Below are 24111 nucleotides of genomic sequence, written 5' to 3'. Positions count from 1 at the left end.
CCAAGCGGAGCGCGGGGGTGATGGCCCCCAGCCTACTTCCCCGACACCCCTTGCTTGCGCCGCCGCCCCCTCCACCCCGGGCCTTGCTTTCAGTCGCTTCCTAAAGGCGTGGGCCTCGCCTTCAGGCGCTTCGCGCCGATCGTGCTCGGGCTGTGCTCAGCGGGGAGCCGAGCTCCCCGCACCCCTTGCCGGGGGCCTCCCGGCCCCCGGACCCCCGTGTGCTGGCCAAAGTTCCCCTCGTGTTGGATCAGGCACTCCGACAGCCGCTGATCGTTGACCACGACCGGACCGCGCTTCCAGCGTCTCCTCCGCGAACTCACGGCACCTTGTATCCCGGGACGCTCGGCCATCTGACGGTCATGACGACGGACTCTTCTTCCGCCCGCCACGAGTGGTCCACGCCCTCGCCCCACACCACATAGTCGCCCTGCTCCTTCAGCAGCACGCTCCGGGTCGGCAGCTCGACACGGAACCGGCCGCTGATCAGGATGAGCAGGGCGGTGCGGCGCTCCCCGGTGACCCAGCGGGCGCGCTCGTCACCCGCCTTGTGGTGGCCCCACTTGATCTCGACGGCCTCGCTATGACGCACGTCACCCGGGGCTTTGAAGTGACCGAGCAGCCAGCCGCTGTCCAACGGCCCGTCCACACCGGCGTTGCCGACATACACCCGGTCATCCTCCACTGCGGAACCATCCCTCTCCTCCGCGCCTGAGGACGCAGCACTCACCGTGACCCCGGGCCGATTATCGGTGTCTCGGCCATGCGAACGCAGCGAGACCAGCGCGCATCTCGACCCAGTGTGCCGACACGGGTGAGCGCGGTGATGAACACCGAACGCGGCCGCGAGGGGATATCGGTCGACACCGCGGAGGCCTGCACTGAATCCACCCCCTGCAACGCCATGAAGGGCAGGATTCGATACATGCAGCCTCCGGAGACCTCCAGACTGCGGACAGCGCGTCAGAAATCGCTCGCGGGCCTGTCGTATGTACCGGCGTCCACTGAGTCCGCCGTCAACTCATCCAGAAGACGGCGCCGCTCATCCTGGCGTCTCTCAAAGGCCAGGTCGTCTTGCAACTTCACGCGGCCACGGGTGCCAGGACCGTCGGTCCCATGCCGGGACGGGATTTCGCCGACCCCATCTGAGGGCTCGTCCTTTTCCACCACGCACGGGGACGCCAGCACCTGCACGCATCGCACGCGCACGTCAAAGAGACCAGCGGTCACACCAGTTCCTCGACGATGTGCGCGCAGCGGACCGGGTCCTCGGTGAGACCGGCGCCCAGCCCCCACAGCCAGTAGTCCACCGAGCGCAGCAGAGCCCAGGCACGGGCTGCCCGTCGGTCCATCCCGGCCGCTTCGACCAGCGCGTCCAAGCACCGGCGAAGCCGCCTGCCATCGGCCATCTCGTCGAAGCGAGTCCAGAGCAATTGACCTGTCTGATACTCGATCGCGCCTACCAGAGGCAGTGGGTCCACGGCCAGCCAGGGCTCCCGATGTCCTCGCAGCACATGCTGATAGCACAGGTCCCGGTTCACCAGCTGCGAAGGCTGCTCCGCCGCCATCTCCCCCGCCAGCCCGATCGCGACGCCGAGCACTCTCACGGAGAAGGGCCGCCCGGCCTCCTCCCACCGGCCCCGCAGCCCGTCACGGAGTTCGGCGGCGGCGTCCCAGGTGGAACGGAAACCGCCCGGGGCAGGCACGGCGAGGCGGCGCAGCAACCGTCCGATGACCAGCACGGCCTCCTCCAGCGGCACATCCTGCAGAGATCGCGCGGAATCGAGCCGCTCCAGCAACAGAGCGCCGTCGTCAGGGTCGGCGTCGACCAGTCGTACAGTCCCCCGTCCGTCCCAGAGCCGCAGGCACTCAACCTGTTCCACGGCCGAGCGGTCGGGCCAGCCGACCTTGAGCACCAGCGGCTCCTCACCGCGCCTGACGGGCACCGCCAAGCCGTTGTAACCGTGCATCGGATGACCATCGACCACCAGCCCCCAGCGGGAGCAGCGTTCGGCGACGATGCTGGGAAGCGCCGACAGCCATCGCCGCCCGGCCTCTCCCTCAAGCTGCCACCGGCCCAACGCGCGAAACGACTCCGGGACCAGGATCGAGCGCCGCATGCATCCCTCACGATCAACAGCTGGTCGGCAGCGTGGGCGGATGTATCAAATCCATCCCCTCACAAGCCTGTATGGGTAGGAATTGATACACAGATCCTTGCGCAGGGCTCTCCCTGACTTCACACGATCATGCTGCAACGCGTCCTCCGCCGTCCCTAGCGATCACAAGAGCGATCACAAGGTGCTCACGTTGGAGCCAGCGAGGGCTGTCATGTTGCGAGGACACCCCTGCTCATGGAACATTCGCCGCCTTACCTGGCCGACGTGCTCACATCTCGATCCGCCTTACCTGGCCGGCGTGCTCACGTCTCGATCCCCTTACCTGGCCAGCGTGCTCACGTCTCGATCCCCTTACCTGGCCAGCGTGCTCACGTCTCGGGCCCGCCTCACACACGGGGGTCCAGGGGGCCGGGAGGCCCCCGGCAAGGGGTGCGGGGAGCTCGGCTCCCCGCTGAACACAGTCCGAGCCGATCGGCGCGGAGCGCCTGGGCCGCGAGGGCCATGCTTTAAGTGAGCGACCCGCGCGACCCAAGAGAGCATGCGGCCGTGAGAGAGCATGCGACCGTAAGAGCATTCGGAAAGTGCCTTCGGACCGGACACCAGGCGCGTGGTCAGTTCCCCAGGCCGAGTCTGGCGTACGCCGACGGAGGCATCCCCATCACCGCCGTGAAGTCGTTCGTCAGGTGAGCCTGGTCGGTGTACCCCAGCTCGGCAGCCAACCCGGCAAGATCCCGCCCTTGGTAGATGCGCTCCGCCGCCTCGTGCAGCCGGAAGCGGCGGATCACCCATTTGGGCCCGACCCCCACGTAGTCCCGGAAGAGCCGTTGCAGCGACCGCACCGACCGCCCCGCCCGTTCGGCGAGTTGGTCCACCCGGGTCACGGTGACGTCCTCCTCGGCCAGGGAAACCAGCGCCGCGGTCTCTTCGGCGAGCGGGTCCGGCTCGGGCTCCAGTGACAGCAGGAACGCCTCGACGACCCCGATGGCCGCCCCCATGTCCCCCTCATCCAGCACCCCGGCCACCAGCGCCGCCCCCGCACCCCCGTACATCTCCTCGATCTCCACGAAACGCCCGGTCAGCCGATGCACAGGCGCCCGGAAGAACGCGTGGAAGCCGCCGGGCCGGAACCGGGTCCCCAGCACCCGCCCGCTCCCCCGCATCGTGTACGAGAACCCGCCCTTGATCACCCCGGCGACCCGCCGGAAGTCGTCCGTGATGGTGATGTTCACCGTGGGATGGGACACGATGCGCTGTTCGTACGGTTCGGCCAGGTCGGCGTAGGTGACGACCCAGTGGTGATCCAGGTACGGCGCGAGCTCGGCGGACGGCGCGTGGCGGGCGAAGCGGAAGGCGGCGAGCGCCGAGGCCGGGTCGACCCAGCCGCGCAGTCGCGTTTCTACAAGCCCTTCACCGTCGGGGCCTGGCACGATCGCCTCCATGGACGACATGATGCCGCTGATGAGGCGTGCCACGGAACGGACCGCGGCCTTGGTCCGCGCGGTGCCGGAGGACCGGCTGGGGCTGCCGACCCCGTGCGAGAAGTTCGATGTCAGGGGGCTGGTCAGCCATCTGGAGTACGTGGCCGCGATGTTCGAGTCGCTGGCCCGTCAGGAGGCGCCGGCCTTGCAGGGCCCGTACGCGGGGGACTTCCCGGAGCGGGCGGAGCGCACGCTGGCCGCCTGGTCGCGGCCGGAGGCGTGGGAGGGCACGAGCCCGGCGATGGGCATGCCGATGACGGCGGTGGCCCACCTGTTCCTGGTGGACATGGTGGTGCACGGCTGGGATCTGGCCAGGGCCGCGGGCCTGGAGTACGAGCCGGACGCCGACGCGGTCGCGAGGGGGCTGGCCTTCGCCGAGCAGATGGCGGAGCGGGCCAGGGAGCACGGCGTGTTCGGGCCGGCGGTGGAGGTGCCGGTCGACGCGGCTCCGATGGACCGCCTGCTCGGTGTCACGGGCCGGGATCCTGCCTGGACACCCTGACAGTTGAGCAACTGAGGGCGACTCTGCGGTTACTGTGGGTCACATGTCTGACGTAAAAGCGGTAGCCAGAGGTGGTGACCTGTTCAGCCGGCGGATCCGCGAGCAGTGGGCGGGGCAGCTCGGCAGGCGGCTCGACGTGCTGGTCGCCGGGTGCGCGCACGACGAGCCGCTGACGCTGGAGCGGATCGAGACCCGCAGGTGCGGGGTGGACGAGGACCTGCCGGCGATCCGGCGGGTGGTGGAGGAGCGGGCCGACCTGGTGACGTGGTCGCTGGGCGATCTGCGGGCGGCGCCGTTGCCGCCTCGCTCGTACGACGTGATCCAGCTGTCGTTCCTGCTGGAGCGGATCCAGCATCCGGAGCTGGTGTTCGACCGGCTGCTGCAGGCGCTGCGGCCGGGCGGCCTGGTGCTGCTGCGGATCCGCGACCGCGAGTCGGCCTACGGGCTGCTGGACCGGCTCACTCCGAGCTGGGTGCGCCGGATGCTCTGGCGTCACCTGGTGGCGGAGGGCACGCCGGGGCCGCTGCCGAAGCGGTACGGCCCGCTGGCGTCGGCCGACGGGATGCACGCGTTCTGTCTCACCCGCGGCCTGATGATCACCGATGAGGTGCGGACGACGAGCGGTCCGGCGATGGGCCGGGTGGGGTCGGCGGCGGTGGCGGCGGTGTCGCGGCTGACGAACGGGCGCTACCCCGCGAGCCACGACGAGATCACCATGGTCATCAGGAAGCCGCAGTATCACTTCGCCCGACTCATCTAGTATCTCCCCGGCATCTCCAGGTAGGGTTGCCTACCATTACAGTCGGGATAGTTGGGATCAAATCACCGTGGAGTGGACTCCGGACCCACGCGAACTGGCAGACCTCGAACTGTTGCTGTCGGGGGCATTCCAGCCACTGACGGGGTTCCTCGGCCACGAGGACGTGCACGCGGTGCTGGAACGCGGCACGCTCGCCGACGGCACCCCGTGGCCCGCTCCGGTGACGCTGCGCCTGCCTGAGGGCGCCGGCGACGAGGTGACGCTGCTCGACCCCGAGGGCGTCCCGCTCGCCGTGCTCACCGTGACCGAGCACGGCCCCGACGGCCTGGCCGCCGGCCCGGTCAAGGGGCTGGGGGCGCCGGAGCACGGCCCGTTCGCCCGCCTGCACCGCACTCCGGCCCAGGTGCGCGAGGCGCTGGCCGGGCGTCCCGCGCTGGTCGTCACGATGCGCGGCCCTCTGGACGACCTGGACGAGGTGACGGCCACCGCGAAGGAGCTCGACGCGGTGATCGTGCTGATGCCTCTGTCGTACGGGGAGGACGGGCCCGGCGTGGTCCGGGCGGCGCTGAAAGCCAGGGACCGGCTCCCGGAGGGCACGCTCGTCGTCCCGGTGCCGCTGGCGCCGCGCGAGGAGCCCGAGATCGATCTGGAGCTGCGCGAGCACGTCGCGTCCGCCTACGGCGCGACCGAGCACCTGGCCGGGCCGGAGCCGGTGCGCATCCCCGGCCCGCCGCACCGGCGCGGGCTGGTGGTCTTCTTCACGGGCCTGTCGGGGTCGGGCAAGTCGACGATCGCCCGCGGGCTCCGTGACGCGCTGCTGGAGCTGGGCAGCCGGACCGTCACGTACCTCGACGGCGACGTGGTGCGCAAGCTGCTGTCGAAGGGGCTGTCGTTCTCCAAGGAGGACCGCGACCTCAACATCCGCCGCATCGGGTTCGTGGCCGCCGAGGCCGCCCGGCACGGCGGGCTGGCGATCTGCGCCCCGATCGCCCCGTACGCGGCGACCCGGGCCGAGGTGCGCCACATGGTGGAGTCGGTCGGCGCCGACTTCCTGCTGGTGCACGTGGCGACGCCGCTGGAGGAGTGCGAGCGGCGCGACCGCAAGGGCCTGTACGCGAAGGCGCGGGCGGGCCTGATCCCCGAGTTCACCGGCATCTCCGATCCCTACGAGGAACCGGACGACGCCGATCTGGTGATCGACACGACCCACATCTCCGTCGAGGCGGCGGTGGACCGAGTGCTGGGCACGCTGCGCGGCGGAGGATGGGTGAGATGATCGACTTCCCGCTGATCCTCGGGTCCTTCCTCGTCGCGATCGTCGTGGGGCTCACCGGCATGGGCGGCGGCGCGCTCATGACGCCGATGATGATGCTGTTCTTCAACGTGCCGCCGCTGGCCGCGGTCTCCAGCGACCTGGTGGCCTCGGCGGTGATGAAGCCGGTGGGCAGCTTCGTCCACCTCCGCCACGGCACGGTCAACCTGCGGCTGGTGGGGTGGCTCTGCGCGGGGTCGGTGCCGACGGCGTTCTGCGGGGTGTTCCTGGCGCGGGCGTGGGCGGTGGGCGACGGGGTGAAGTACGCGCTCGGGGTGGCGCTGCTGCTGGCCGTCGCGGGGCTGGCCGCCAAGACGCTGATGGGCGGCCGGGGCGGCGTGGCGGGCGCCGGCGAGATCCGCCTGCGGCCTATTCCCACCCTACTGGTCGGTATGGTAGGCGGCCTGATCGTGGGCGTCTCCTCCGTCGGCTCCGGTTCGCTGATCATCGTGGCGCTCATGGCGCTCTATCCGGCGCTCAAGGCCAACCAGCTCGTCGGCACCGACCTGGTCCAGGCCGTGCCGCTGGTGGTGTCGGCCGCGCTCGGCCACCTGCTCTTCGGCGACTTCAAGATGGACCTGACCCTGTCGCTGCTGATCGGCTCGATCCCCGGCGTCTACCTGGGCGCGCGGATCTCCTCCCGGGCGCCGGGCGGCCTGATCAGGGCGATGCTGGCGATCGTGCTGCTGGCCTCCGCGCTCAAGCTGCTGAACGTGCCCAACCTGGCCACCGTGGCCGCCCTGGCCGTCGCCACCGCGGTGATCGTGGTCGGCTGGCGGCTGCGGATCAGGGCCGCGGCACGCGCGTCGAGCGAAAGTGCGAGTCTCGCGCGAGCTCGGTGAACGCCTTGGCGGCCGTGTCCAGGGTGTCGAACCTGGTGTCGCCGCGCGGCGCGCTCGGGGAGTCGAAGTAGACCAGCGCCTTGATCTGCGGGTAGCGGCGGATCTGGTGGCGCACCGACTCGAAGAACGCCCGCTTGAACGCCGGGTCGTCGGGCCGCTCGAACACCCCCCACTCGGCGACCATGACCGGTTTGCCGGGGAAGCGCCACTGCATCCACCGGTAGAAGCCGGGCCACTCCTCGTACTCCTCGCGGGTCTTGTTGACCAGCGAGCCGAAGTCGTGCACCCGGTGGTCGGCGTACGGGTCCATCGCCACCCAGTCGACCACGTCGTCGCCCGGGTAGAGCTCCTCGAACCAGGGCTTGACCGCCCAGTTCGGGGCGCCCATGTAGGTCATGACGGTGACGGCGTTCTTGACGCCCTTCTGGCGCAGCCTGAGCACCACGTGCCGGAACATCGCCGCGTAGTCCTTGGCCCGCATCCCGGAGCCGGCCGCGGCGTTCACGTCGTTCTCCGGCTCGTGGTGGATGGTGAGGAAGAACCGCTCGGGGAACTCCCGCCGGAGGTGGTCGGCCAGCCGGTCGATCCGGTGGTCGACGGCGCCCCGGGCGATCTCGGCCCAGGTGCGGTTGAGCGACGGCTTCCAGTTGATCAGCAGCAGCCGCGGGTGCGCCGGGTCGCGGGCGAGCCGGATCTCCTTCTTGGTCGGGAAGAGCTGGCCGCCCCGGTGGTAGACGTGCACGATGTCGGCGCGCGCCCCCATCCGCTTCTCGGCGCTCGCCACCGCCTGCTCCACGTCCAGCCCGGTGAAGATCTCCGGGGCGATGCCCCACCAGGCGCCGCACGACGGGATGAGCCGCCCGGTGACAGTGCAGGCCGGCGCGGCGCCGACGAGCGGCGTGTGGGCGGTGGGGGTGGGCTCCGGCGCTGTGACGGCGATCCGCGACCCCGCCGCCGAGCAGGCGGAGAGCGCGACGGCCAGCGCCAATCCGGAAAAAGCTGCTTTATACGGAATTACTCGTCGAGCCAATGTCGACCCCCTCGTTTTCCAGAACCCCCGCCATATCAAACCTGAACCTTGCCATGCCGTTCCCGGAACTTCAGCCAGAGCGGCGCTCCTCGCAGCTCAGGCCATCAGACGGCCGCCTCGACAAACCGCTTTAAATCGCCATTTATAAGTACGATTCCTCGCCCGTACGACGGAAAATCTTGAGGATCCCTGCTGACCGATAACCGGCGCCCCTATAGTGGGCGGACACACGGCACGTGACGCAGAGTCGTCAATACGCGACTATCCGCACACACCTCAGGGAGACTCGCCTCATGAGCCTGCCGCCGGATCACCCGGCCCGCCGCTCCGGCACCGACCTGGCAGACCACCTGGCCCTGCTCCGGCGGCGCTGGCTGCTGCTCCTCGGCTGTTTCCTGTCGGGCGGCACCGCCGGGCTGGCGATCATGAGTGTCACCCCGGCCGCCTACACGGCGACCACCCACGTGCTGGTCACCCCGGTCGGCATCGGGGAGTCTGGCAACCAGGTGACCAACCGGCAGCGCGAACACCTCAACCTCGACACCGAGGCGCAGGTCGCCCAGTCGGCGGTCGTCGCCACCCGGGCGGCCGAGCAGTCGGGCAGCACCGAGCTGGAGCCCGTCGAGGTGACCGTGCCGCCCAACTCGGCGGTGCTCGCCATCACCGTCACCGCCGCCGAACCCGGTGACGCGGCGCTGCAGTCCCGGGCGTACGCGCAGGCCTACCTCGACCACCGCGCCGAGAGCGCGCGCGAGACGATCACCGCGCAGCAGCGGCTCGTGGCGGGCAAGCTCCGGCAGACGGGCATGGCGCTGTCGCAGGTGATCGACCAGCTCCAGACGCTGCCCCGGGGCACCGCCGAGCACACCCGCGTGACCCACCAGCAGAACGTGCTCGCCCGCCAGGTCGCCGGGCTGACCCAGCGGCACGACCAGCTCAGGACGCTCGCGGTGACGCCCGGCGAGATCATCAGCGCCGCCACGCCTCCCCCGGACCCCAGCGCGCCCAGCCTGCCGCTGCATCTCGGGTCCGGGCTCATGGCCGGGCTGCTGCTCGGGGCCGCGGCCGCCCAGGTCCGCGACCGGCTCGACACCCGGCTGCGCACCGCCGCCGACGTGGAGCGGCTGACCGGGCTGCCCGTGCTGGCCGACGTGTCGCGCCCGCTCGGCCTCGGCGCGCTGCACGAGCTGTCCTCCGCCGTGCTCGCCTCGTGCCCGGGCAAGCGGCTGCTGGTCAAGTCCGTCCCGCCCGCGCTCGGCGGCACGCAGGTGGCCGTGCCGCTGGCCGCGAACGTGCCGCTGGCCGTGCTCGACGGCACCGACGTGAACGACCTGGCCAAGGCGGACGCGGCCCTGCTGCTGATCGGCCTGGACGGGGCCGGCGCCGATGACGTGGCGTCCACCGTACGGATGCTGAGCAGGCAGAGCGTGCCGATCATCGGGGCGGTCACCACGACGGACCTCACCCCCGCCCCCGTGCTGGCGCCGCGCGGGCAGCACAGCTCGCTCGGCAAGCTCGTCGCCAGCGGCGAGATCGAGACCAGCATGACCGCCCGGACCGCGCCCACCTCGCCGGTGCGGCGGCCGAGCGGCCGATGACGTGAGAGGACCGGCATGGCCCGTCGCGGCGCTGCTGATCGGCTACCCGCTCTGGTGGGCGCTGGGGTTCGGCGGGCTGTCGGTGATCGTGCTGGCCGTGCCCATGACGGTCATCCTCTGGCGGCGCAGGCCGATCAAGGTGCCGCGCGGGTTCGGGCTGTGGGTGCTGCTGATCGCCTGCTACCTGCTGAGCGGGCTGATGCTGGGCGAGATGCCGCCCGGGACGTACGGCGAGTTCGGCGCCGGGCGGCTGATCGGCTACGTGATGCGGCTGGCCCTGTACGTGTCGGCCCTGATCCTGATGCTCTACCTGGGCAACCTCACCGAGCGGGAGCTGCCGCAGCTGCGGCTGGTGCGGATGCTGGGCGTGCTGTTCCTCACGACCGTGGCGGGCGGGCTGCTCGGGGTGGTCGCGCCCGGGTTCTCCTTCACCGCCCCGCTGGAGCTGGTACTGCCCGAATGGGCCTCCGGACACCCGTTTGTACAGAACCTCATCCATCCGACCGCGGGCCAGACGCAGAAGGTGCTCGGCCACGCCCTGCCCCGGCCGGAGGCGCCGTTCGAATGGGCGAACGCCTGGGGCGGCAACCTGTCGGTGCTGCTCATCTGGTTCGTGGTCGGCTGGTGGGTGTACGGTACGCGCCGCCGCAGGGTGGCGGCCGTGGCGGTGGTGGCGGTGGCGGCCGTGCCGATCGTGTACTCGCTCAACCGGGGGCTCTGGATCGCGCTCGGGCTGGGCGTGCTCTACCTCGTCGTCCGGGTGGGCGGGCGCACCCGGATGGCGCTCTGCACGGCGGCGGTCGTCGCGGCGGTGGCGTTCGCGCTCAGCCCGCTCGCGCCCCTGGTGGCCAAGCGGCTCGACAGCCCGCACTCCAACGACATCCGGGCCTTCACCGTCTCGGCCACCGTCGAGGCCGCGAGCCACTCCCCCCTCATCGGCTACGGCAACACCCGCCGCGCCCTGGGCAGCCACCGCTCGATCACCACCGGGAAGACCACCTGGTGCCCGGGCTGCGGCCATCCGCCGCTGGGCAGCGACGGGCAGCTCTGGCTGCTGCTGATCTCCCAAGGGCTGCCCGGGGCGGTGCTCTACACGGCGTTCTTCGCCGGGGCGGTCCGCCGCCACTGGGCCGACCGCTCGCCGATCGCGCTGGCCGGGGTGCTCGTGATGTGCCTGGTCCTGTTCTACATGCTCATCTACGACGGCCTGGTCACGCCGCTGAGCCTCTACGCGATCTCGTTCGCGCTGCTGTGGAGGAACGCCTCATGAACGACGCCCGGGCCCGGCTGATCTACCTGGCCGGCACTCTCGACCTGCTCTACCCCGGCTCGGCCGGGCCGCGCGCCTACACGCTGCTGCCGCACGCCCGGCTGCCGCGCCGGCTCGCGCCGCGCCGCTGGTGGCATCCGGGCCGGCCGCTGACGCTGCCCACCCGCGGGTCGATCGCCGAGCACCTGACCGAGGTCTTCGGCACTCCCGTGGAGACCGTGCTGCACGTGCGGCCCGCGCGCCGGGCCAACCGCAAACCGGTGCTGGAGGCGTACAGCGGAGGCGACCTGCTCGCGTACGTGAAGATCGGCGACACCGCGCGGACCCGCGCGCTGGTCGCCAACGAGGCCGCCGCGCTGGACCGGCTCGCGGGACAGCCGCTCAAGACCGTCGTCCCGCCCTCCGTGCTGCACCACGGGAGCTGGCGCGGCCTCGGCGTGCTGGCGCTGTCGCCGCTGCCCGCCCGCCGGGGCCGGGTGCCCGCCCCGCTGCTGGCGCGCGCGGTCGAGGAGATCGCGGCCACCGGCGGCGCCGCCGGGCACGCCTGGCACGGCGACCTGTCCCCGTGGAACGTCGCGCCCGCCGGCGACGGGCGGCTGCTCGTCTGGGACTGGGAGCGGTACGAGGTCGGGGTCCCGTACGGGTTCGACGCCCTCCACCACCTCTTCCAGCGGGCGCTGCGGCGGATGAAGCCGGCCACGGCGGCACGCTCCTGCCTGGCCCGGTCCGTGCGGACGCTGGCCCCGCTCGGGCTCTCGGCCGCGCAGGCCCGGCAGACCGCGCTGCGATACCTGATCGCGCTGGCCGACCGGCACGCCGCCGACGGCCACGAGCCGCTGGGCCCGCCGGCCCGCTGGCTCAATCCCCTCGTCGACTACCAGGAGGCCCTGCTGTGAAGAGCGCGAAGCAGACGGCGCTGTCCGTGTCCATGACCACCGGGCGGATGACCTCCGCCGCGCGCACCCTGCCGTCGTTCCTCATCATGGGCGCCCAGCGGTGCGGCACCACCTCGATGTACCGGGCGCTGGCGCAGCATCCGCTGCTGCACAAGCCGGTGCTGCGCAAGGGCGTCCACTACTTCGACACCGGCTACTGGCGGGGCCTGCAGTGGTACCGGGCGCACTTCCCCATGAAGGTCGGGGTGGCGCTGCTGAACCGCCGGTTCGGCGGGAGGCCGCTGGCGTTCGAGTCGTCTCCGTACTACCTGTTCCATCCGCTGGCCGGGGAGCGCATCGCCGCCGACCTGCCGGGGGTGAAGCTGCTCGTGCTGGTCCGCGACCCGGTGGAGCGGGCCTGCTCGGCGCACGCGCACGAGCTGGCGCGCGGCTTCGAGACCGAGGAGAGCTTCGAGCGGGCGCTGGAGCTGGAGGAGGAGCGGGTGGCCGGGGCCGAGGAGCTGCTGCGGGCCGACCCGCACGCGGTGCACCACGCGCACCGCCACCTCGCCTATCTGGCCCGCGGCCGCTACGCCGACCAGCTCGAACGGCTGGAGCCGCTGTTCGGGCGGGACCGGATCCTGGTGATCGACAGTCACCGGTTCTTCGCCGACCCCTATCCGGTCTACGACCGGGTGCTGCGGTTTCTGGGGGTGCGGCGGTTCGGGTATCCGGGCTTCTCCCGGCACAACTGGCGGCCCCGGCCCAAGCAGCTGCCCGACTCGCTCCGGCGGCAGCTCATGGACGGGTTCGAGGAGCACGATCGCCGGCTGGTGCGCTGGCTGGGCGGTGAACCGTCGTGGCGGCGCTGAACCGGGTCGCGCGGGGCGGCCTGGCCGGGGTCACCGGGGCCACGGCCGGGGCGCTGGCCCAGTTCCTCCTGGTCGTGGTGGTGACGCGGGCGTATCCGGCGGAGGTGGCGGGAACGTTCTTCACCTCGGTCGCGCTGGCGCTGATGGTGGCCGGGGTGGCGAAGCTGGACGCGGGGAACGGACTGGTGTTCTTCATCGCCCGGGCCGAGACCTACGGTTATCGCGGTATTTCGGGATATGTCAGGGCGGCGGTGGTGCCGGTGACCGTCGTCGCCACCCTCGCCGGCGTCCTGCTCTGGCCGCTGCTCGGCCCGCTCTCGCTCGTGCTGCCCGCCATCGCGGTGGCCGACGTGCTGCTCGCCGCCTGCCGGGGCTTCGGCACCATGCGCCCCACCGTGCTGCTGGACGGCATGCTGCTGCCGCTCTCCCAGCTCGCGCTCGTCGCCGCGGTGGCGCTGACCGGGCTCTCCGGCACCGCCCTCCCCCTCGCCTGGGCGCTCCCGTACCTGCCGACGGTGGTGCTGGCGGCGCTGGCCCTGCGCGGCCGGGCGCCGCGCACCCCCTACCTGGCGGGAACGGGACGCGACCTGTGGCGGCACACCGCGCCCCGGTCGGCGGCGGGCGCCATCCAGGCCGTGTTCCAGCGGCTGGACATCGTCGTCGTGGCCGCGCTCGGCGGCCCCGTCCAGGCCGCCGTCTACACCGCCGCCACCCGGTTCAAGGTCGTCGGCCAGCTCGCCGGCCAGGGGCTCGCCCAGGCCGCCCAGCCACGCCTGGTGAAGGCGCTCGCCGACGGCGACCTGGCCAGGGCCAGGGAGCTCTACCAGGCGACGACCATGTGGCTGGTGCTGGCGACCTGGCCGATCTGGCTCGGGTACGCCGCGCTCGCGCCCTGGCTGCTGCGCCTCTTCGGCCCCGGCTACACCTCCGCCGTGCCCGTGGCGCTGGTCCTCGCGGCCACCATGACCGCGGCGACGGCGTGCGGGCTGGTCGACGTGGTGCTGACCGCCGCCGGGCACACCACCTCCAGCCTGCTCAACCTGGTCGCCGCCGTCGCCTGCACCCTCGTACTCGATCTGGCGCTCATCCCCGCGCACGGCGCGCTCGGCGCGGCGATCGGCTGGGCGGGCGGCGTGCTGGTGAAGAACGCGCTGCCGCTCTGGCAGCTTCACCACCGCTACGGCCTGCACCCGTTCGGGCGGCACAGCCTGGCCGCGCTCCGGCCGCGCACCTGGGCGGCGGCGTGAGCGGCCGCCCGCCCGTGCTGGTCACGGGCCTGCCGAGAAGCGGTACGAGCTGGACCGGCAAGATGCTGGCCGCCGGCGGCGAACTCGTCTACGTCAACGAACCCCTCAACCCCCAGCACCCGCCCGGCCGCTGCCCCGGCGTGCTGCGCGCCCGGGTCTGCCACCGCTTCCAGTACATCTGCGACGACAACGCCGCCGCCTGGCTGCCCGCCTTCCGCGACACCGTCGCGCTGCGCTACGGCTGGGCCGCCGAACTCCGCGTCAACCGCGCCCCCCGCGACCTGGCGCGCATGATCCGATACGGCGGCGCGTTCACCCTGGGGCGGCTGACGGGACGGCGGGCGCTGCTGGACGACCCGTTCGCGGTGCTGTCGGCAGGCTGGTTCGCCGAACGGCTGGGATGCCGAGTGATCGCGCTGGTGCGCGACCCGGTGGCGTTCGTGGCGAGCTGGCAGCGGCTCGGCTGGACCATCTACTTCCACGAGCTGCTCGAACAGCCGCTGCTCGTCCGCGACCACCCCGAGGTGCTGCGCCTGCGCGCCCTCGTCGGCTCCCAGGACCGGGTCGCCAAGGCCGCCGCCCTCTGGCAGGTCACGCGCACCATCCTGTCGCGCCTGCCCGGCATCCGGCTGGTGTCCTACGACGACCTGGCCGCCGACCCGGTGCCCGGCTTCCGCGACCTGTACGAGTACGCGGGCCTGCGCTGGAACCCGGCCGCCGAACGCCGCATCGTCGAAGCCTGCACCGGCACCCCCGCCACCACCGGCGGCTTCGCCTGGTCGGGCCTGTCCCGCACGGCCTTCCGCCCCATGGACTCCCGGCTCGCCCTCCGCTCCGGCACCCGCGGCCTCACCGACGAAGAGATCACCCGCGTCAAAGAACTGACAGCAGCCCCCTGACCGCTACCGGCGCACCACACTCTCGGCCAGCAGCCGCGCCGCGAACGGCAGATCATCGACCAGGTACCGCCTGGCCAGCCTCCTCGGCTCGGTCATGAGCCGATGCGCCCACTCCAGCCCACCACGCCGCATCCACTCCGGCGCCCGCCGCACCGCCCCCGCCGCGAACCCGATCGCCGCCCCACACCCCAGAAACCACGCTTCCGGCAACTCCCGCCGCAACTCCGCGATGAGCAGATCCTGCTTGGGAAACCCCAGCCCCACGAACACCAGCGCAGGCCCCGCAGCCACGACCTTCCGCCGCACCCGCTCCCGCCCCGCCGCCGTCCGATCGAACCCATACGGCGGCGCGTCCACCCCGCACACGTCCAGCCCAGCCCACCGCGACCCCAGCTCCCGGGCAGCAGCCTCCGCCACCCCAGGCGCCCCACCCAGCAGATAAACAGGCCACCCCACCCGCGCCGCCATCCCACTGAGCGACCAGATCAGATCGGCCCCCGTCACCCGCCCCGGCAACGGCGTCCCCTTCAGCCGAGCCCCCCACACCAACGGCATCCCATCAGCAACCACCAACTCGGCGCCGGCCACCAACTCCGCCAACCCCGGATCCCGCCGCACAGCCCGGCAGATATCCACATTGGGCGTCACAATCCGCCCACCCCGCCCAGCAGCCAACTCCCGCGCCACCCAACCAACCACCTCCTCCTCACTGAGCGGATCCACCCCCACCCCACCCACAACCACCCGGGCCGCTCTGGCCCTCGCGGTCGCGCTCGGCCTCCCCGCCCGACGCCCCTGCTCCGCCTCAGACGACACCCACCCCGCCGTCGGCACCGAGCGACCTGCCACCTCCGCTCCAGCCCAACGAACGCCGCTCCCCTCGGCCAACCCCGACGCAGGCAACACAGCCGAGCGCCCCGCCGCGGACATCACGGAAGGCCGCGCCTGCCCAGACACCGCAGAAGCCGGAGGGGCCTGCCGAGGCACCACAGAAGCCGGAGGAACCTGCCTGGGCGCCGCAGAAGCCGAGCGGGTTTGTGCGGACACCTCAGGAACCAAACGGGCCTGCTCATGCACCTCAGCCGCCCGATCCGCGGGCGGTACAGCGAGCCGACCCCGCCCGGGCAGCGCGGCCGTGTGGCCTGCTACGGGTGGCGCGGATGACCGAGCTTGCCCTGGCACCGCAGGCGCCGGGCGGATCTGCGCGCATGCCGACGGACAGGTCTGCGTGGACACCTCAGGAGCCAGGTCGGTCTGGGTGGTCGCCGACGGGCGGATCTGCGGGAACACCCCAGGAGCCGGGTCGGTCTGGGTGGACGATCGGGCAGGCGGCACCGACTCCCCTTCTGTGTCGTGAAAGGGGTGAAGTGGTGCCTCGTCACGGGCGGATGCGGGGGTGCCGGGGTTCAAATGCCACGTCCTCGGTGGTGGAGGAGGGAGAGCACGGTAGGGGCGGGGAGGCCGAGTGCGACCGCGAGGGCCAGGGCGGCGCGAGGTTCGGCGAGGCGGGTGGAGAAGGTGCGGGCCGCCCAGCGGACGGCGGTGCGGCGGCGGCGCAGGGCGGCGTGGGCGAAGGCGAGCTGGCCGTACACGCGGGCGGCGCCCTTGGGGTCGCAGGCGAGCTCGGGGTGGCGGCTCAGCATCCATTCCAGCCCGGCGATCCGGTCGGACCAGCGGGAGACGTAGTGGGAGCCGCCCCAGCGGACGCGGACGAGGGGCCGGTCGGCGCAGGCGAGGGGCCGGCGTTTGGCGGCGCGCAGGGCGAGGTCCCAGTCTTCGTTCTGGCCGCGGGGCGCGCCCTCGTCGACCTGGATGGTGCCGCGCCGGAAGAGGAACGTCGAGGAGTGGACCATCACCATCCGCGACCGCATCAGGTCGGCCGCCGTGACCGTGGCGCTCCCGGCCAGGCGGGGGACGACCTGTCCGCCGTACTCGACCTCGATCCCGCAGCTCGCGAACCACGCCCCGCCCTCCATGGCCGCGACCTGGGCGGCGAGCTTGCCCGGCAGCCACACGTCGTCGTCGTCGCAGAAGGCGATGAGGTCGGTGTCGCAGGCGGCGATGCCGGTGTTGCGCGCCCCCGGCAGCCCCGGGCTGAACCGGTTGGGCAGGACGCGCACCGGCAGCGCCGCCACCTGACGGGCCACCACGCGCACATCGGCCCCGTCGGCGACCACGACGACGTCGAGCTCCCCCGCGTACTCCTGCGCGAGCGCCCCCCGCACGGCCTCTCTCAGCCAGTCACCCCGGTCCCCCCGGGTGGGGATCACCACCCCGACCGAAGGCGTGCTCATGTGACGCTCCCGTATCCGTACCGGGCCCTGAGCGGCCAGGTGAGGGCGGCGACCAGGCTCTGCTGACGGCGGGGCAGCCCGCACCGCCAGGCGTCGTCCTGAGACAGCTCCACCGGCCCCGCGCTGAACCGCATCGGGTTGCCCGAGACGGTGTGGGCGGTGGTCAGGTGGGCGGTGGTGCCGTGCAGGAACGGCAGCCGGGACGCGGGCAGCCCCAGCTCGCCCACAAGCCGCGCGAGCGTGTCGCAGGGCGCCGCCACCAGATCCTCGTAGCGGACGCGGGTGACGCGGGCGCCCCGGCGGGCGAGCAGTTCCAGGGCGAGGTTCTGGGCCGACCAGTGGACGGCGGTGCGTACGGGCCCCCAGCGGGTCATCGGCCTGCCGTCTTCGGGGCGTTCGACCGTCTTGCCCCAGGAGTGGGCTACGGCGCGCGGCTCGCGCACGACCTGGACGATGTGCGGGTCGAGCCCGCCTCGGAAGAGGCAGTACGCGAGCGAGGCGTGCTTGCTCGAATCGACCACCACCTCGGCCCCGGAGACGCCGGCGGCGGCCTCGTACAGCAGGCGGTAGGCGTGGACGTACTCGGGAAGGTCAGCGTGGCCGCGGCCCAGGCGGCGGGTGCGGTCGACCCGGCGGCGCAGCGCCATCACGCGCCCGGCCAGCACCGGGGTCCAGCCGCCGAAGGCCCGCTCCCCCACCTCCTGCCAGAAGGGACAGGACGGGAAGGCGCGCCCGCACCCGCACGGCTCACCGGCGAGCACACCCCGCTCCCACAGGTGCACCACCTCGCCGAGCGGCGCCACCCCGGGCAGCTCACCGATCAGGCGTTCGAGCAGTGTCGAACCGCTGCGGCCGAGGCCGCCCAGGAAGATCACACGTGGGGTCACGGACGGGCTCCACCTCGCGGACACGGAACGTGGAGACTCTAGCGCGGAGAGTAATCGTACGACCCCGAACGCGGAAAGGATCTACCTAAAAAGCCCGGCCCCTTCGGATGAAGGACCCGGGCTTTCTATGAGTACGTCAACGAGCGCCGATCACCAGCCCCGCGGCGACCCCGCCGCCGACCGAGCCGTCCCACCGGCCCTCGGACGGACGTCAGCGGGCGTCGATCACCAGCCCCGCGGCGACCCCGCCGCCGACCGAGCCGTCCCACCGGCCCTCGGACGGACGTCAGCGGGCGTCGATCACCATGCCTGCGGCGACCGTGTTGTTGGTGGACTCGTCGATCAGGATGAACCCGCCGGTGAGCCGGTTACGGGCGTAGTCGTCGACGAAGAGCGGCTGGGTGACCCGCAGCGAGACGCGGCCGATCTCGTTGAGACCGAGCGAGGTGGCCTCCTCGTCGCGGTGGAGCGTGTTGATGTCCAGCCGGTACTGCAGGTCGCGGACGAGCGCGCGGGCCGTGCGGGTGGTGTGCTTGATGGCGAACTTGGAGCGCGGCCCCAGCTTCGCCCCGTCGGCCATCCAGCAGATCATCGCCTCGATGTCCTGGGCGACGGCCGGCTGGTTGTTGGGCCGGGCGATCATGTCGCCGCGGGATATGTCGAGGTCGTCCTCGAAGCGGAGCGTCACCGACATGGGCGGGAACGCCTCCTCGACCGGCCCGTCGAAGGTGTCGATGGAGGCGATCCGGGTGGTGAGCCCGGACGGCAGGTGGACGACCTCGTCGCCGGGCTTGAGCACGCCGCCCGCCACCTGGCCGGCGTAGCCGCGGTAGTCGTGGAAGGCGTGGTCGGTGGCCTTCTGCGGGCGTATCACGTACTGCACGGGGAAGCGCACGTCGACCAGGTTGCGGTCGGAGGCGATGTGGACGTTCTCCAGGTGGTGGAGCAGGGAGGTGCCCTGGTACCACGGCATGTTCTCGGAGCGAGAGACCACGTTGTCGCCGTGGAGCGCCGAGATGGGGATGAACGTCAGGTCGCCCACGTTCAGCTTCGACGCGAAGGCGGTGAACTCGTCGCGGATCTCCTCGAAGCGCTCCTCGGAGAAGTCGACCAGGTCCATCTTGTTGACCGCGAGGACGAGGTGCGGCACCCGCAGCAGCGAGGAGAGGAAGGCGTGGCGGCGCGACTGCTCCAGCACGCCCTTCCGGGCGTCGATGAGGATGATCGCCAGGTCGGCGGTGGAGGCGCCGGTCACCATGTTGCGGGTGTACTGGATGTGGCCGGGGGTGTCGGCGATGATGAACTTGCGGCGCGGCGTCGCGAAGTAGCGGTAGGCCACGTCGATCGTGATGCCCTGCTCGCGCTCGGCGCGCAGGCCGTCGGTCAGCAGCGACAGGTCGGTGTATTCGGTGCCGCGGTCGCGTGAGGTGCGTTCGACGGCCTCCAGCTGATCCTCGAAGATCGCTTTGGAGTCGTACAGGAGCCGCCCGATCAGGGTGGACTTCCCGTCGTCGACGCTCCCCGCGGTGGCGAAGCGAAGAATGTCCATCAGAAGTAGCCCTCCCGCTTGCGGTCCTCCATCGCGGCCTCCGAGGCGCGGTCGTCGGCTCTGGTGGCGCCGCGCTCGGTGATCCTGGTGGCCGCGATCTCCTCGATGATCTCCTCGACCGTGCTGGCCGTGGACTGGACGGCGCCGGTGCAGGTCATGTCGCCCACGGTGCGGTAGCGCACCACCGCCTCGAACAGCGGCTCGTCCTCGCCGCGCTGGACCACGTCGGTGTCGGGCAGGAGCATGCCGTCGCGTTCGAAGACCTTGCGCGTGTGGGCGAAGTAGATCGACGGGATCTCGATGCCCTCACGCCGGATGTAGTCCCACACGTCGAGCTCGGTCCAGTTGGACAGCGGGAAGACCCGGATGTGCTCGCCCTTGCGGATCCGCGCGTTGTAGAGGTTCCACAGCTCGGGGCGCTGGTTCTTCGGGTCCCACTGGCCGAAGTCGTCGCGGAAGGAGAAGACCCGCTCCTTGGCCCTGGCCTTCTCCTCGTCGCGCCGGGCGCCGCCGAAGACGGCGTCGAACTCGTGCTCCTCGATCGCGTCGAGCAGCGGCACGGTCTGGAGCCGGTTGCGGGAGGCCCGCCTGCCGGTGTCCTCGGTGACCTTGCCCGCGTCGATGGCCTCCTGCACGCTGGCCACGACGAGGCGGACACCGAGCTCGGCGACTCTCCGGTCGCGGAACTCGATCACTTCCTCGAAGTTGTGGCCGGTGTCGACGTGCATCAGAGGGAAGGGGATGGGGGCGGGCCAGAACGCCTTCTCCGCGATGCGAAGCATGACGATCGAGTCCTTACCGCCGGAGAAGAGCAGACAGGGTCGCTCGAATTCGGCCGCCACCTCGCGCATGATGTGCATGGCCTCGGCTTCGAGTACGTCGAGCTGCGACGTCGTGTAGTCGCGCTGGAGCATGAGGGTGTCCTCCGGCGATTCAGCGGTGCAGGTCGCGGATCCCGGCGAGCAGAGAACTCGCCAAGCCCGGTAGGGAGACAAGAATATCGGGTAGTGAGGGGTCGGCCTGGTTGTAGGTCGGGGGTGAGCCGTCGATGCGGCTGGCGTGCGCCCCCGCGGCGAGCGCCACGGCCACCGGCGCCGCCGAGTCCCACTCGTACTGGCCGCCCGCGTGCACGTAGGCCTCGACCTCTCCGGTGAGCACGGCGGAGATCTTCGCGCCCGCGGAGCCGATCGGCACCAGGTCGGCGCCGAGGCGCTCGGCGAGCTGCCGGACGAACTCGGGTGGCCTGGTGCGGCTCACCGCGATGCGGAAGCGGCCGTCGGGGGTGGCGGGCAGCTTGGGCGGGTCGGCGGTGGTCAGCGTCCGCCCCTGGGCGGGCAGGGCCACCGCGCCGGCGGCCAGCGCGCCCCGTTCCCAGAGCGCGACGTGCACGGCCCAGTCGGAGCGGCCCTCCTCGGAGAACTCGCGGGTGCCGTCGAGCGGGTCGACGATCCACACCCGGTCGGCGCGGAGCCTGCGCGGGTCGAGCCGTTCCTCGCGGGTGGCCTCCTCGGAGAGCACGCTGTCGTCCGGCCTGAGCCGGGCCAGCGCCTCCATCAGGAATTCGTGGGAGGCGCGGTCGCCCTTCGACCGGAGCGCGCCGGGGTCTCCGAACCCCTCGCTCTCGCGGATCTTCAGCAGGAGGGATCCCGCCTCGGTCGCCAGGTCCGCTGCGACGGTGTGATCGTCGCTCTTCGTCATCAATATGCTCCTTGCCCGCGTGCGACGGCCGCCCAAGTCTTCCACAGGATCTGGAGGTCCAGCATGAGGGACCAGTTCTCCACGTAACGAAGATCAAGCCGGACCGATTCCTCCCAGCTCAGGTCGGAACGGCCGTTGACTTGCCAGAGCCCGGTCATCCCCGGCCGGACGAGCAGCCGCCTGCGCACGTCATCACCGTAGCGCGCCACCTCCTCGGGCAGGGGCGGGCGTGGCCCGACCAGCGACATGTGGCCGAGCAGCACGTTGATGAGCTGGGGCAGCTCGTCGAGCGAGTAGCGGCGCAGGTAGGAGCCGAACGGTGTCACCCGCGGGTCGTGGCGGACCTTGAACAGCGGGCCGTCGCCGTCGCTGACCAGCGTGAGCTTCTGCCGTTCGGAGCCGCGCCGCATGGTGCGGAACTTGAGGATGGTGAAGAGCCGGCCGTCGCGCCCCACCCGCGTCTGACGGAACAGCGCGCCGCCGGGGCTGGTCGCGCGGACCGCGACCGCCAGCCCGATCAGCAGCGGGGAGAGCAGCACCAGCAGCACGGCGGCCACCAGGCGGTCGAAGACGTTCTTGACGAGCTGCCGGGCGCCGGCCAGCTCGGGGTGCTCGACGTGCAGCAGCGGCAGCCCGGCGGCGGCCCTGATGGTGGTGCGCGGCCCGGCCACCTCCATCAGCGCGGGGGCGACCACCAGCTCGGTGTGGGTCGCCTCCAGCCGCCAGGCCAGCCGGCGCAGCGCCACGCCGTCCATCTCGGGGCAGGCGAGCACGGCGACGGTGTCGGCGCCCACCTGGTCGACGACGAGCGGGACGTCGCTGAAGTGGCCGGCCACGGGCACCTCGGTCACGTCGCCGTCGGACGCGCCGTCGGGCAGGCAGGCGGCCACCACGTCCAGCCCGTGATATCGCTCACAGCGGAAGAGCCGTACCAGCTCGTCGATCGACGGCCCGTGACCAACGGCGACGACCCGGCGCATGCACGCGCCCTCGGCCCGGCGCCGGTGCAGGCTGCGGCGGAGCGCGTACCTGAAGACCAGCGTCAGCAGGGTGACCAGCGGCAGCGCGAGCACCACGTAGCCGCGGGCGACGTCGGTCTTGGACAGGTACGAGCCGACGGCGAGGGCGGCGGTGAGCCCGACGCCGCACTGCACGATCCGGCGGAACTCCTCGGAGCCGATGCCGATCATGCGCGGCTCGTACGCGCGGTTCAGCGCGACCGCGCAGAGCCACACGGCCGGCAGGACGGCGCTGACCAGCAGGTAGGGCAGCGCGTAGGCGGTGACGTCACCGAACCGGAAGCAGAACGCCGCGGTCGCGGCCAGGCAGGCGGCGAGCAGGTCGCAGACCAGGGCGCGGAGCTGGTAGGCCCGCACCCAGGTGGGCACTCTGGGGCCGGCTCTCCAGGCCGGAGGGCCGGCTCCGACGACGGTCAGCTGCCCTTCGCCGCGGGATCCCTCAAGCACGCAACCCCTCCACACGACCGGTTGACGACAGACAGTCACCAGATCGTAGCGGTGGGTACCGACAGACGCCCGCGAACGTCTTTATGCGCGGATCAGCGTGGAGGGCCGGAAATCTTCAGGTCCGCCCGGTGGAAGTCGTTCTGGGTGGCTTCGAGACCGCGTTCCATCAGCGACTCGACCACGTCGGCCGCCCGGTCGACGAGGAAGGGCAAGTCCTTGCGCTCGGCGGTGGCGAAGTCCTTGAGGACGTAGGCGGCCGGGTCCATGCGGCCGGGCGGGCGCCCGATGCCGAACCGGACCCGCAGGTAGTCGCGGGTGCCGAGGCTCTTGGTGATGGACTTGAGCCCGTTGTGGCCGTTGTCGCCGCCGCCCAGCTTGGCGCGGAGCGCCCCGTAGGGCACGTCGAGCTCGTCGTGGACGACGATGAGCCGGTCGGGCCCGATCTTGTAGAAGTCGGCGAGCGCCTTGACCGGCCCGCCCGACAGGTTCATGTAGGTCAGCGGCTTGGCCAGGATGGCGGGCCGCGTCTCCAGCACGTCGGCGCGGCTCTTGTGGGCCTTGAACCGTCCGCCCGCCCGGGCGGCCAGCTCGTCGAGCACCATGAAGCCCGCGTTGTGCCGGTTGCCCGCGTAGCCGGGACCGGGGTTGCCGAGCCCGACGATCAGCCAGCGGTCCATATGTTCCCTTTCAAGCGGTACGGGGCAGCCGGCGCGCTGCCGGCTGCCCCGTCACCTCATGTCACTCGGCGGCGGCCTCGGCGCCCTCGCCCTCGGCCTCCTCCTCCTCGGCCGGAGCCTCGGTCGGCTTGGCGATCACCTGGACGATCACCGTCTCGGGGTCGGCCTCCTTGAGGGAGGTGCCCTCGGGGAGCGCGATGTCGGCGGCGGTGATGGACGCGCCGACCTGCAGGCCCTCGACGTCGACCTCGACCGAGGTCGGGATGCGGGTGGCCTCGGCCTCGACGGCCAGCGTGGTCAGCTGGAGGTCGAGCATGCCCTCGGGGTTGACGTTGCCGACCGTGATGACCGGGATCTCGACCGTGACCTTCTCGCCGCGCTTGACGAGGAGGAGGTCGACGTGCTCGATGAAGCCCTTGATCGGGTCGCGCTGGACGCCCTTGGGCAGCGCCAGCTCGTTGATGCCGTCGCCCTCCAGGCGGATCAGCACGTTGGCGGTGCGCAGCGCGAGGAGGACCTCGTGGCCGGGGAGGGTGAGGTGCTTGGGGTCGATGCCGTGCCCGTAGAGGACGGCGGGCACCTTCTTGTCGCGGCGGATCTTGCGAGCGGCACCCTTGCCGAACGCGGTGCGCGGCTCGGCGACGATACGTACTTCGGACACGGCATCTCCTAGGGATGTAGAGATCGGATACTGCGCTCCCCCTCACCCGCCCTAGCGGAAGGCGTTACGAGCGCAAC

The 24111-nt window shown here is 71.7% G+C and carries 23 protein-coding genes; 10 read left to right on the top strand and 13 right to left on the bottom strand.

The features are described from left to right. Positions 1 to 316: 316 nt before the first annotated feature. From AB0J42_RS18105 to AB0J42_RS18095, 3 genes are all read right to left on the bottom strand, one after another. Positions 317 to 667 (bottom strand): signal peptidase I, encoded by a 351-nt coding sequence (locus AB0J42_RS18105; protein WP_364295526.1) that lies wholly within the window; start codon positions 665 to 667, stop codon positions 317 to 319. A 556-nt stretch (positions 668 to 1223) separates the two neighbouring features. Further along, entirely contained in the window at positions 1224 to 2117 is an 894-nt protein-coding gene (locus AB0J42_RS18100; protein WP_364295523.1) for an aminoglycoside phosphotransferase family protein, read from the bottom strand. 611 nt (positions 2118 to 2728) lie between these two features. Beyond that, positions 2729 to 3556: a helix-turn-helix domain-containing protein gene (locus AB0J42_RS18095; RefSeq protein WP_364295520.1), complete on the bottom strand. Its 828-nt coding sequence runs from the start codon at positions 3554 to 3556 to the stop codon at positions 2729 to 2731. A gap of 19 nt (positions 3557 to 3575) precedes the next feature. Between AB0J42_RS18095 and AB0J42_RS18090 the strand changes: the two genes are divergently transcribed. The 4 genes from AB0J42_RS18090 (at position 3576) to AB0J42_RS18075 (ending at position 7011) form a co-directional block, all read left to right on the top strand. Further along, positions 3576 to 4097, top strand: coding sequence for a TIGR03086 family metal-binding protein (locus AB0J42_RS18090; protein ID WP_364295518.1), 522 nt, complete (start codon positions 3576 to 3578; stop codon positions 4095 to 4097). A gap of 43 nt (positions 4098 to 4140) precedes the next feature. After that, positions 4141 to 4857: a methyltransferase domain-containing protein gene (locus AB0J42_RS18085; protein ID WP_364295515.1), complete on the top strand. Its 717-nt coding sequence runs from the start codon at positions 4141 to 4143 to the stop codon at positions 4855 to 4857. A gap of 67 nt (positions 4858 to 4924) precedes the next feature. Beyond that, positions 4925 to 6133: an adenylyl-sulfate kinase gene (gene cysC, locus AB0J42_RS18080; protein WP_364295512.1), complete on the top strand. Its 1209-nt coding sequence runs from the start codon at positions 4925 to 4927 to the stop codon at positions 6131 to 6133. Next, complete coding sequence (locus AB0J42_RS18075; RefSeq protein WP_364295509.1) at positions 6130 to 7011, top strand: sulfite exporter TauE/SafE family protein; 882 nt, start codon at positions 6130 to 6132, stop codon at positions 7009 to 7011. The genes cysC and AB0J42_RS18075 overlap by 4 nt, the downstream gene beginning before the upstream one ends. Here AB0J42_RS18075 and AB0J42_RS18070 read toward each other — a convergent pair. Next, positions 6956 to 7999: a hypothetical protein gene (locus AB0J42_RS18070; RefSeq protein ID WP_364295506.1), complete on the bottom strand. Its 1044-nt coding sequence runs from the start codon at positions 7997 to 7999 to the stop codon at positions 6956 to 6958. The genes AB0J42_RS18075 and AB0J42_RS18070 overlap by 56 nt on opposite strands. A gap of 335 nt (positions 8000 to 8334) precedes the next feature. Between AB0J42_RS18070 and AB0J42_RS18065 the strand changes: the two genes are divergently transcribed. From AB0J42_RS18065 to AB0J42_RS18040, 6 genes are read left to right on the top strand one after another with little or no spacing between them, the layout of a single operon-like run. After that, complete coding sequence (locus tag AB0J42_RS18065; RefSeq protein ID WP_364295503.1) at positions 8335 to 9639, top strand: hypothetical protein; 1305 nt, start codon at positions 8335 to 8337, stop codon at positions 9637 to 9639. Between the two features lies 1 nt (position 9640). After that, positions 9641 to 10909: a hypothetical protein gene (locus AB0J42_RS18060; protein WP_364295500.1), complete on the top strand. Its 1269-nt coding sequence runs from the start codon at positions 9641 to 9643 to the stop codon at positions 10907 to 10909. Then, positions 10906 to 11805: a hypothetical protein gene (locus tag AB0J42_RS18055; RefSeq protein ID WP_364295497.1), complete on the top strand. Its 900-nt coding sequence runs from the start codon at positions 10906 to 10908 to the stop codon at positions 11803 to 11805. The genes AB0J42_RS18060 and AB0J42_RS18055 overlap by 4 nt, the downstream gene beginning before the upstream one ends. Further along, positions 11802 to 12656, top strand: coding sequence for a sulfotransferase domain-containing protein (locus AB0J42_RS18050; protein ID WP_364295494.1), 855 nt, complete (start codon positions 11802 to 11804; stop codon positions 12654 to 12656). Before AB0J42_RS18055 ends, AB0J42_RS18050 begins: the two co-directional genes overlap by 4 nt. Beyond that, complete coding sequence (locus AB0J42_RS18045; RefSeq protein ID WP_364295491.1) at positions 12644 to 13903, top strand: polysaccharide biosynthesis C-terminal domain-containing protein; 1260 nt, start codon at positions 12644 to 12646, stop codon at positions 13901 to 13903. Before AB0J42_RS18050 ends, AB0J42_RS18045 begins: the two co-directional genes overlap by 13 nt. Continuing rightward, on the top strand, positions 13900 to 14802 hold the full coding sequence (locus AB0J42_RS18040; protein ID WP_364295488.1) for a sulfotransferase: 903 nt from the start codon (positions 13900 to 13902) through the stop codon (positions 14800 to 14802). Before AB0J42_RS18045 ends, AB0J42_RS18040 begins: the two co-directional genes overlap by 4 nt. Before the next feature lie 3 nt (positions 14803 to 14805). Here AB0J42_RS18040 and AB0J42_RS18035 read toward each other — a convergent pair whose 3' ends face one another. From AB0J42_RS18035 to AB0J42_RS17995, 9 genes are all read right to left on the bottom strand, one after another. After that, complete coding sequence (locus tag AB0J42_RS18035; RefSeq protein WP_364295485.1) at positions 14806 to 15732, bottom strand: WecB/TagA/CpsF family glycosyltransferase; 927 nt, start codon at positions 15730 to 15732, stop codon at positions 14806 to 14808. Positions 15733 to 16208: 476 nt separating this feature from the next. Next, positions 16209 to 17096, bottom strand: a complete 888-nt coding sequence (locus AB0J42_RS18030) for a glycosyltransferase (protein ID WP_364295482.1) — start codon at positions 17094 to 17096, stop codon at positions 16209 to 16211. Continuing rightward, a complete protein-coding gene (locus AB0J42_RS18025) occupies positions 17093 to 17983 on the bottom strand; it encodes a sulfotransferase (RefSeq protein WP_364295479.1) in 891 nt (296 codons plus the stop codon). The genes AB0J42_RS18030 and AB0J42_RS18025 overlap by 4 nt, the downstream gene beginning before the upstream one ends. 286 nt (positions 17984 to 18269) lie before the next feature. Further along, entirely contained in the window at positions 18270 to 19532 is a 1263-nt protein-coding gene (gene cysN / locus AB0J42_RS18020; RefSeq protein ID WP_364295476.1) for a sulfate adenylyltransferase subunit CysN, read from the bottom strand. After that, complete coding sequence (cysD, locus tag AB0J42_RS18015; protein WP_364295473.1) at positions 19532 to 20446, bottom strand: sulfate adenylyltransferase subunit CysD; 915 nt, start codon at positions 20444 to 20446, stop codon at positions 19532 to 19534. The genes cysN and cysD overlap by 1 nt, the downstream gene beginning before the upstream one ends. 19 nt (positions 20447 to 20465) lie before the next feature. Beyond that, positions 20466 to 21230, bottom strand: a complete 765-nt coding sequence (locus AB0J42_RS18010; RefSeq protein WP_364295470.1) for a 3'(2'),5'-bisphosphate nucleotidase CysQ — start codon at positions 21228 to 21230, stop codon at positions 20466 to 20468. Continuing rightward, entirely contained in the window at positions 21230 to 22696 is a 1467-nt protein-coding gene (locus AB0J42_RS18005; protein ID WP_364295467.1) for a sugar transferase, read from the bottom strand. Before AB0J42_RS18005 ends, AB0J42_RS18010 begins: the two co-directional genes overlap by 1 nt. Before the next feature lie 92 nt (positions 22697 to 22788). Then, complete coding sequence (gene pth, locus AB0J42_RS18000) at positions 22789 to 23373, bottom strand: aminoacyl-tRNA hydrolase (protein ID WP_364295464.1); 585 nt, start codon at positions 23371 to 23373, stop codon at positions 22789 to 22791. A gap of 61 nt (positions 23374 to 23434) precedes the next feature. Further along, a complete protein-coding gene (locus AB0J42_RS17995; RefSeq protein ID WP_364295461.1) occupies positions 23435 to 24034 on the bottom strand; it encodes a 50S ribosomal protein L25/general stress protein Ctc in 600 nt (199 codons plus the stop codon). Positions 24035 to 24111 lie beyond the last annotated feature (77 nt).

This window comes from Nonomuraea sp. NPDC049649, from assembly GCF_040675175.1.
Taxonomy (GTDB): Bacteria; Actinomycetota; Actinomycetes; order Streptosporangiales; family Streptosporangiaceae; genus Nonomuraea.
Note: the sequence above shows the minus strand (reverse complement) of the source record. Positions and strands in the feature narration are given on the sequence as shown.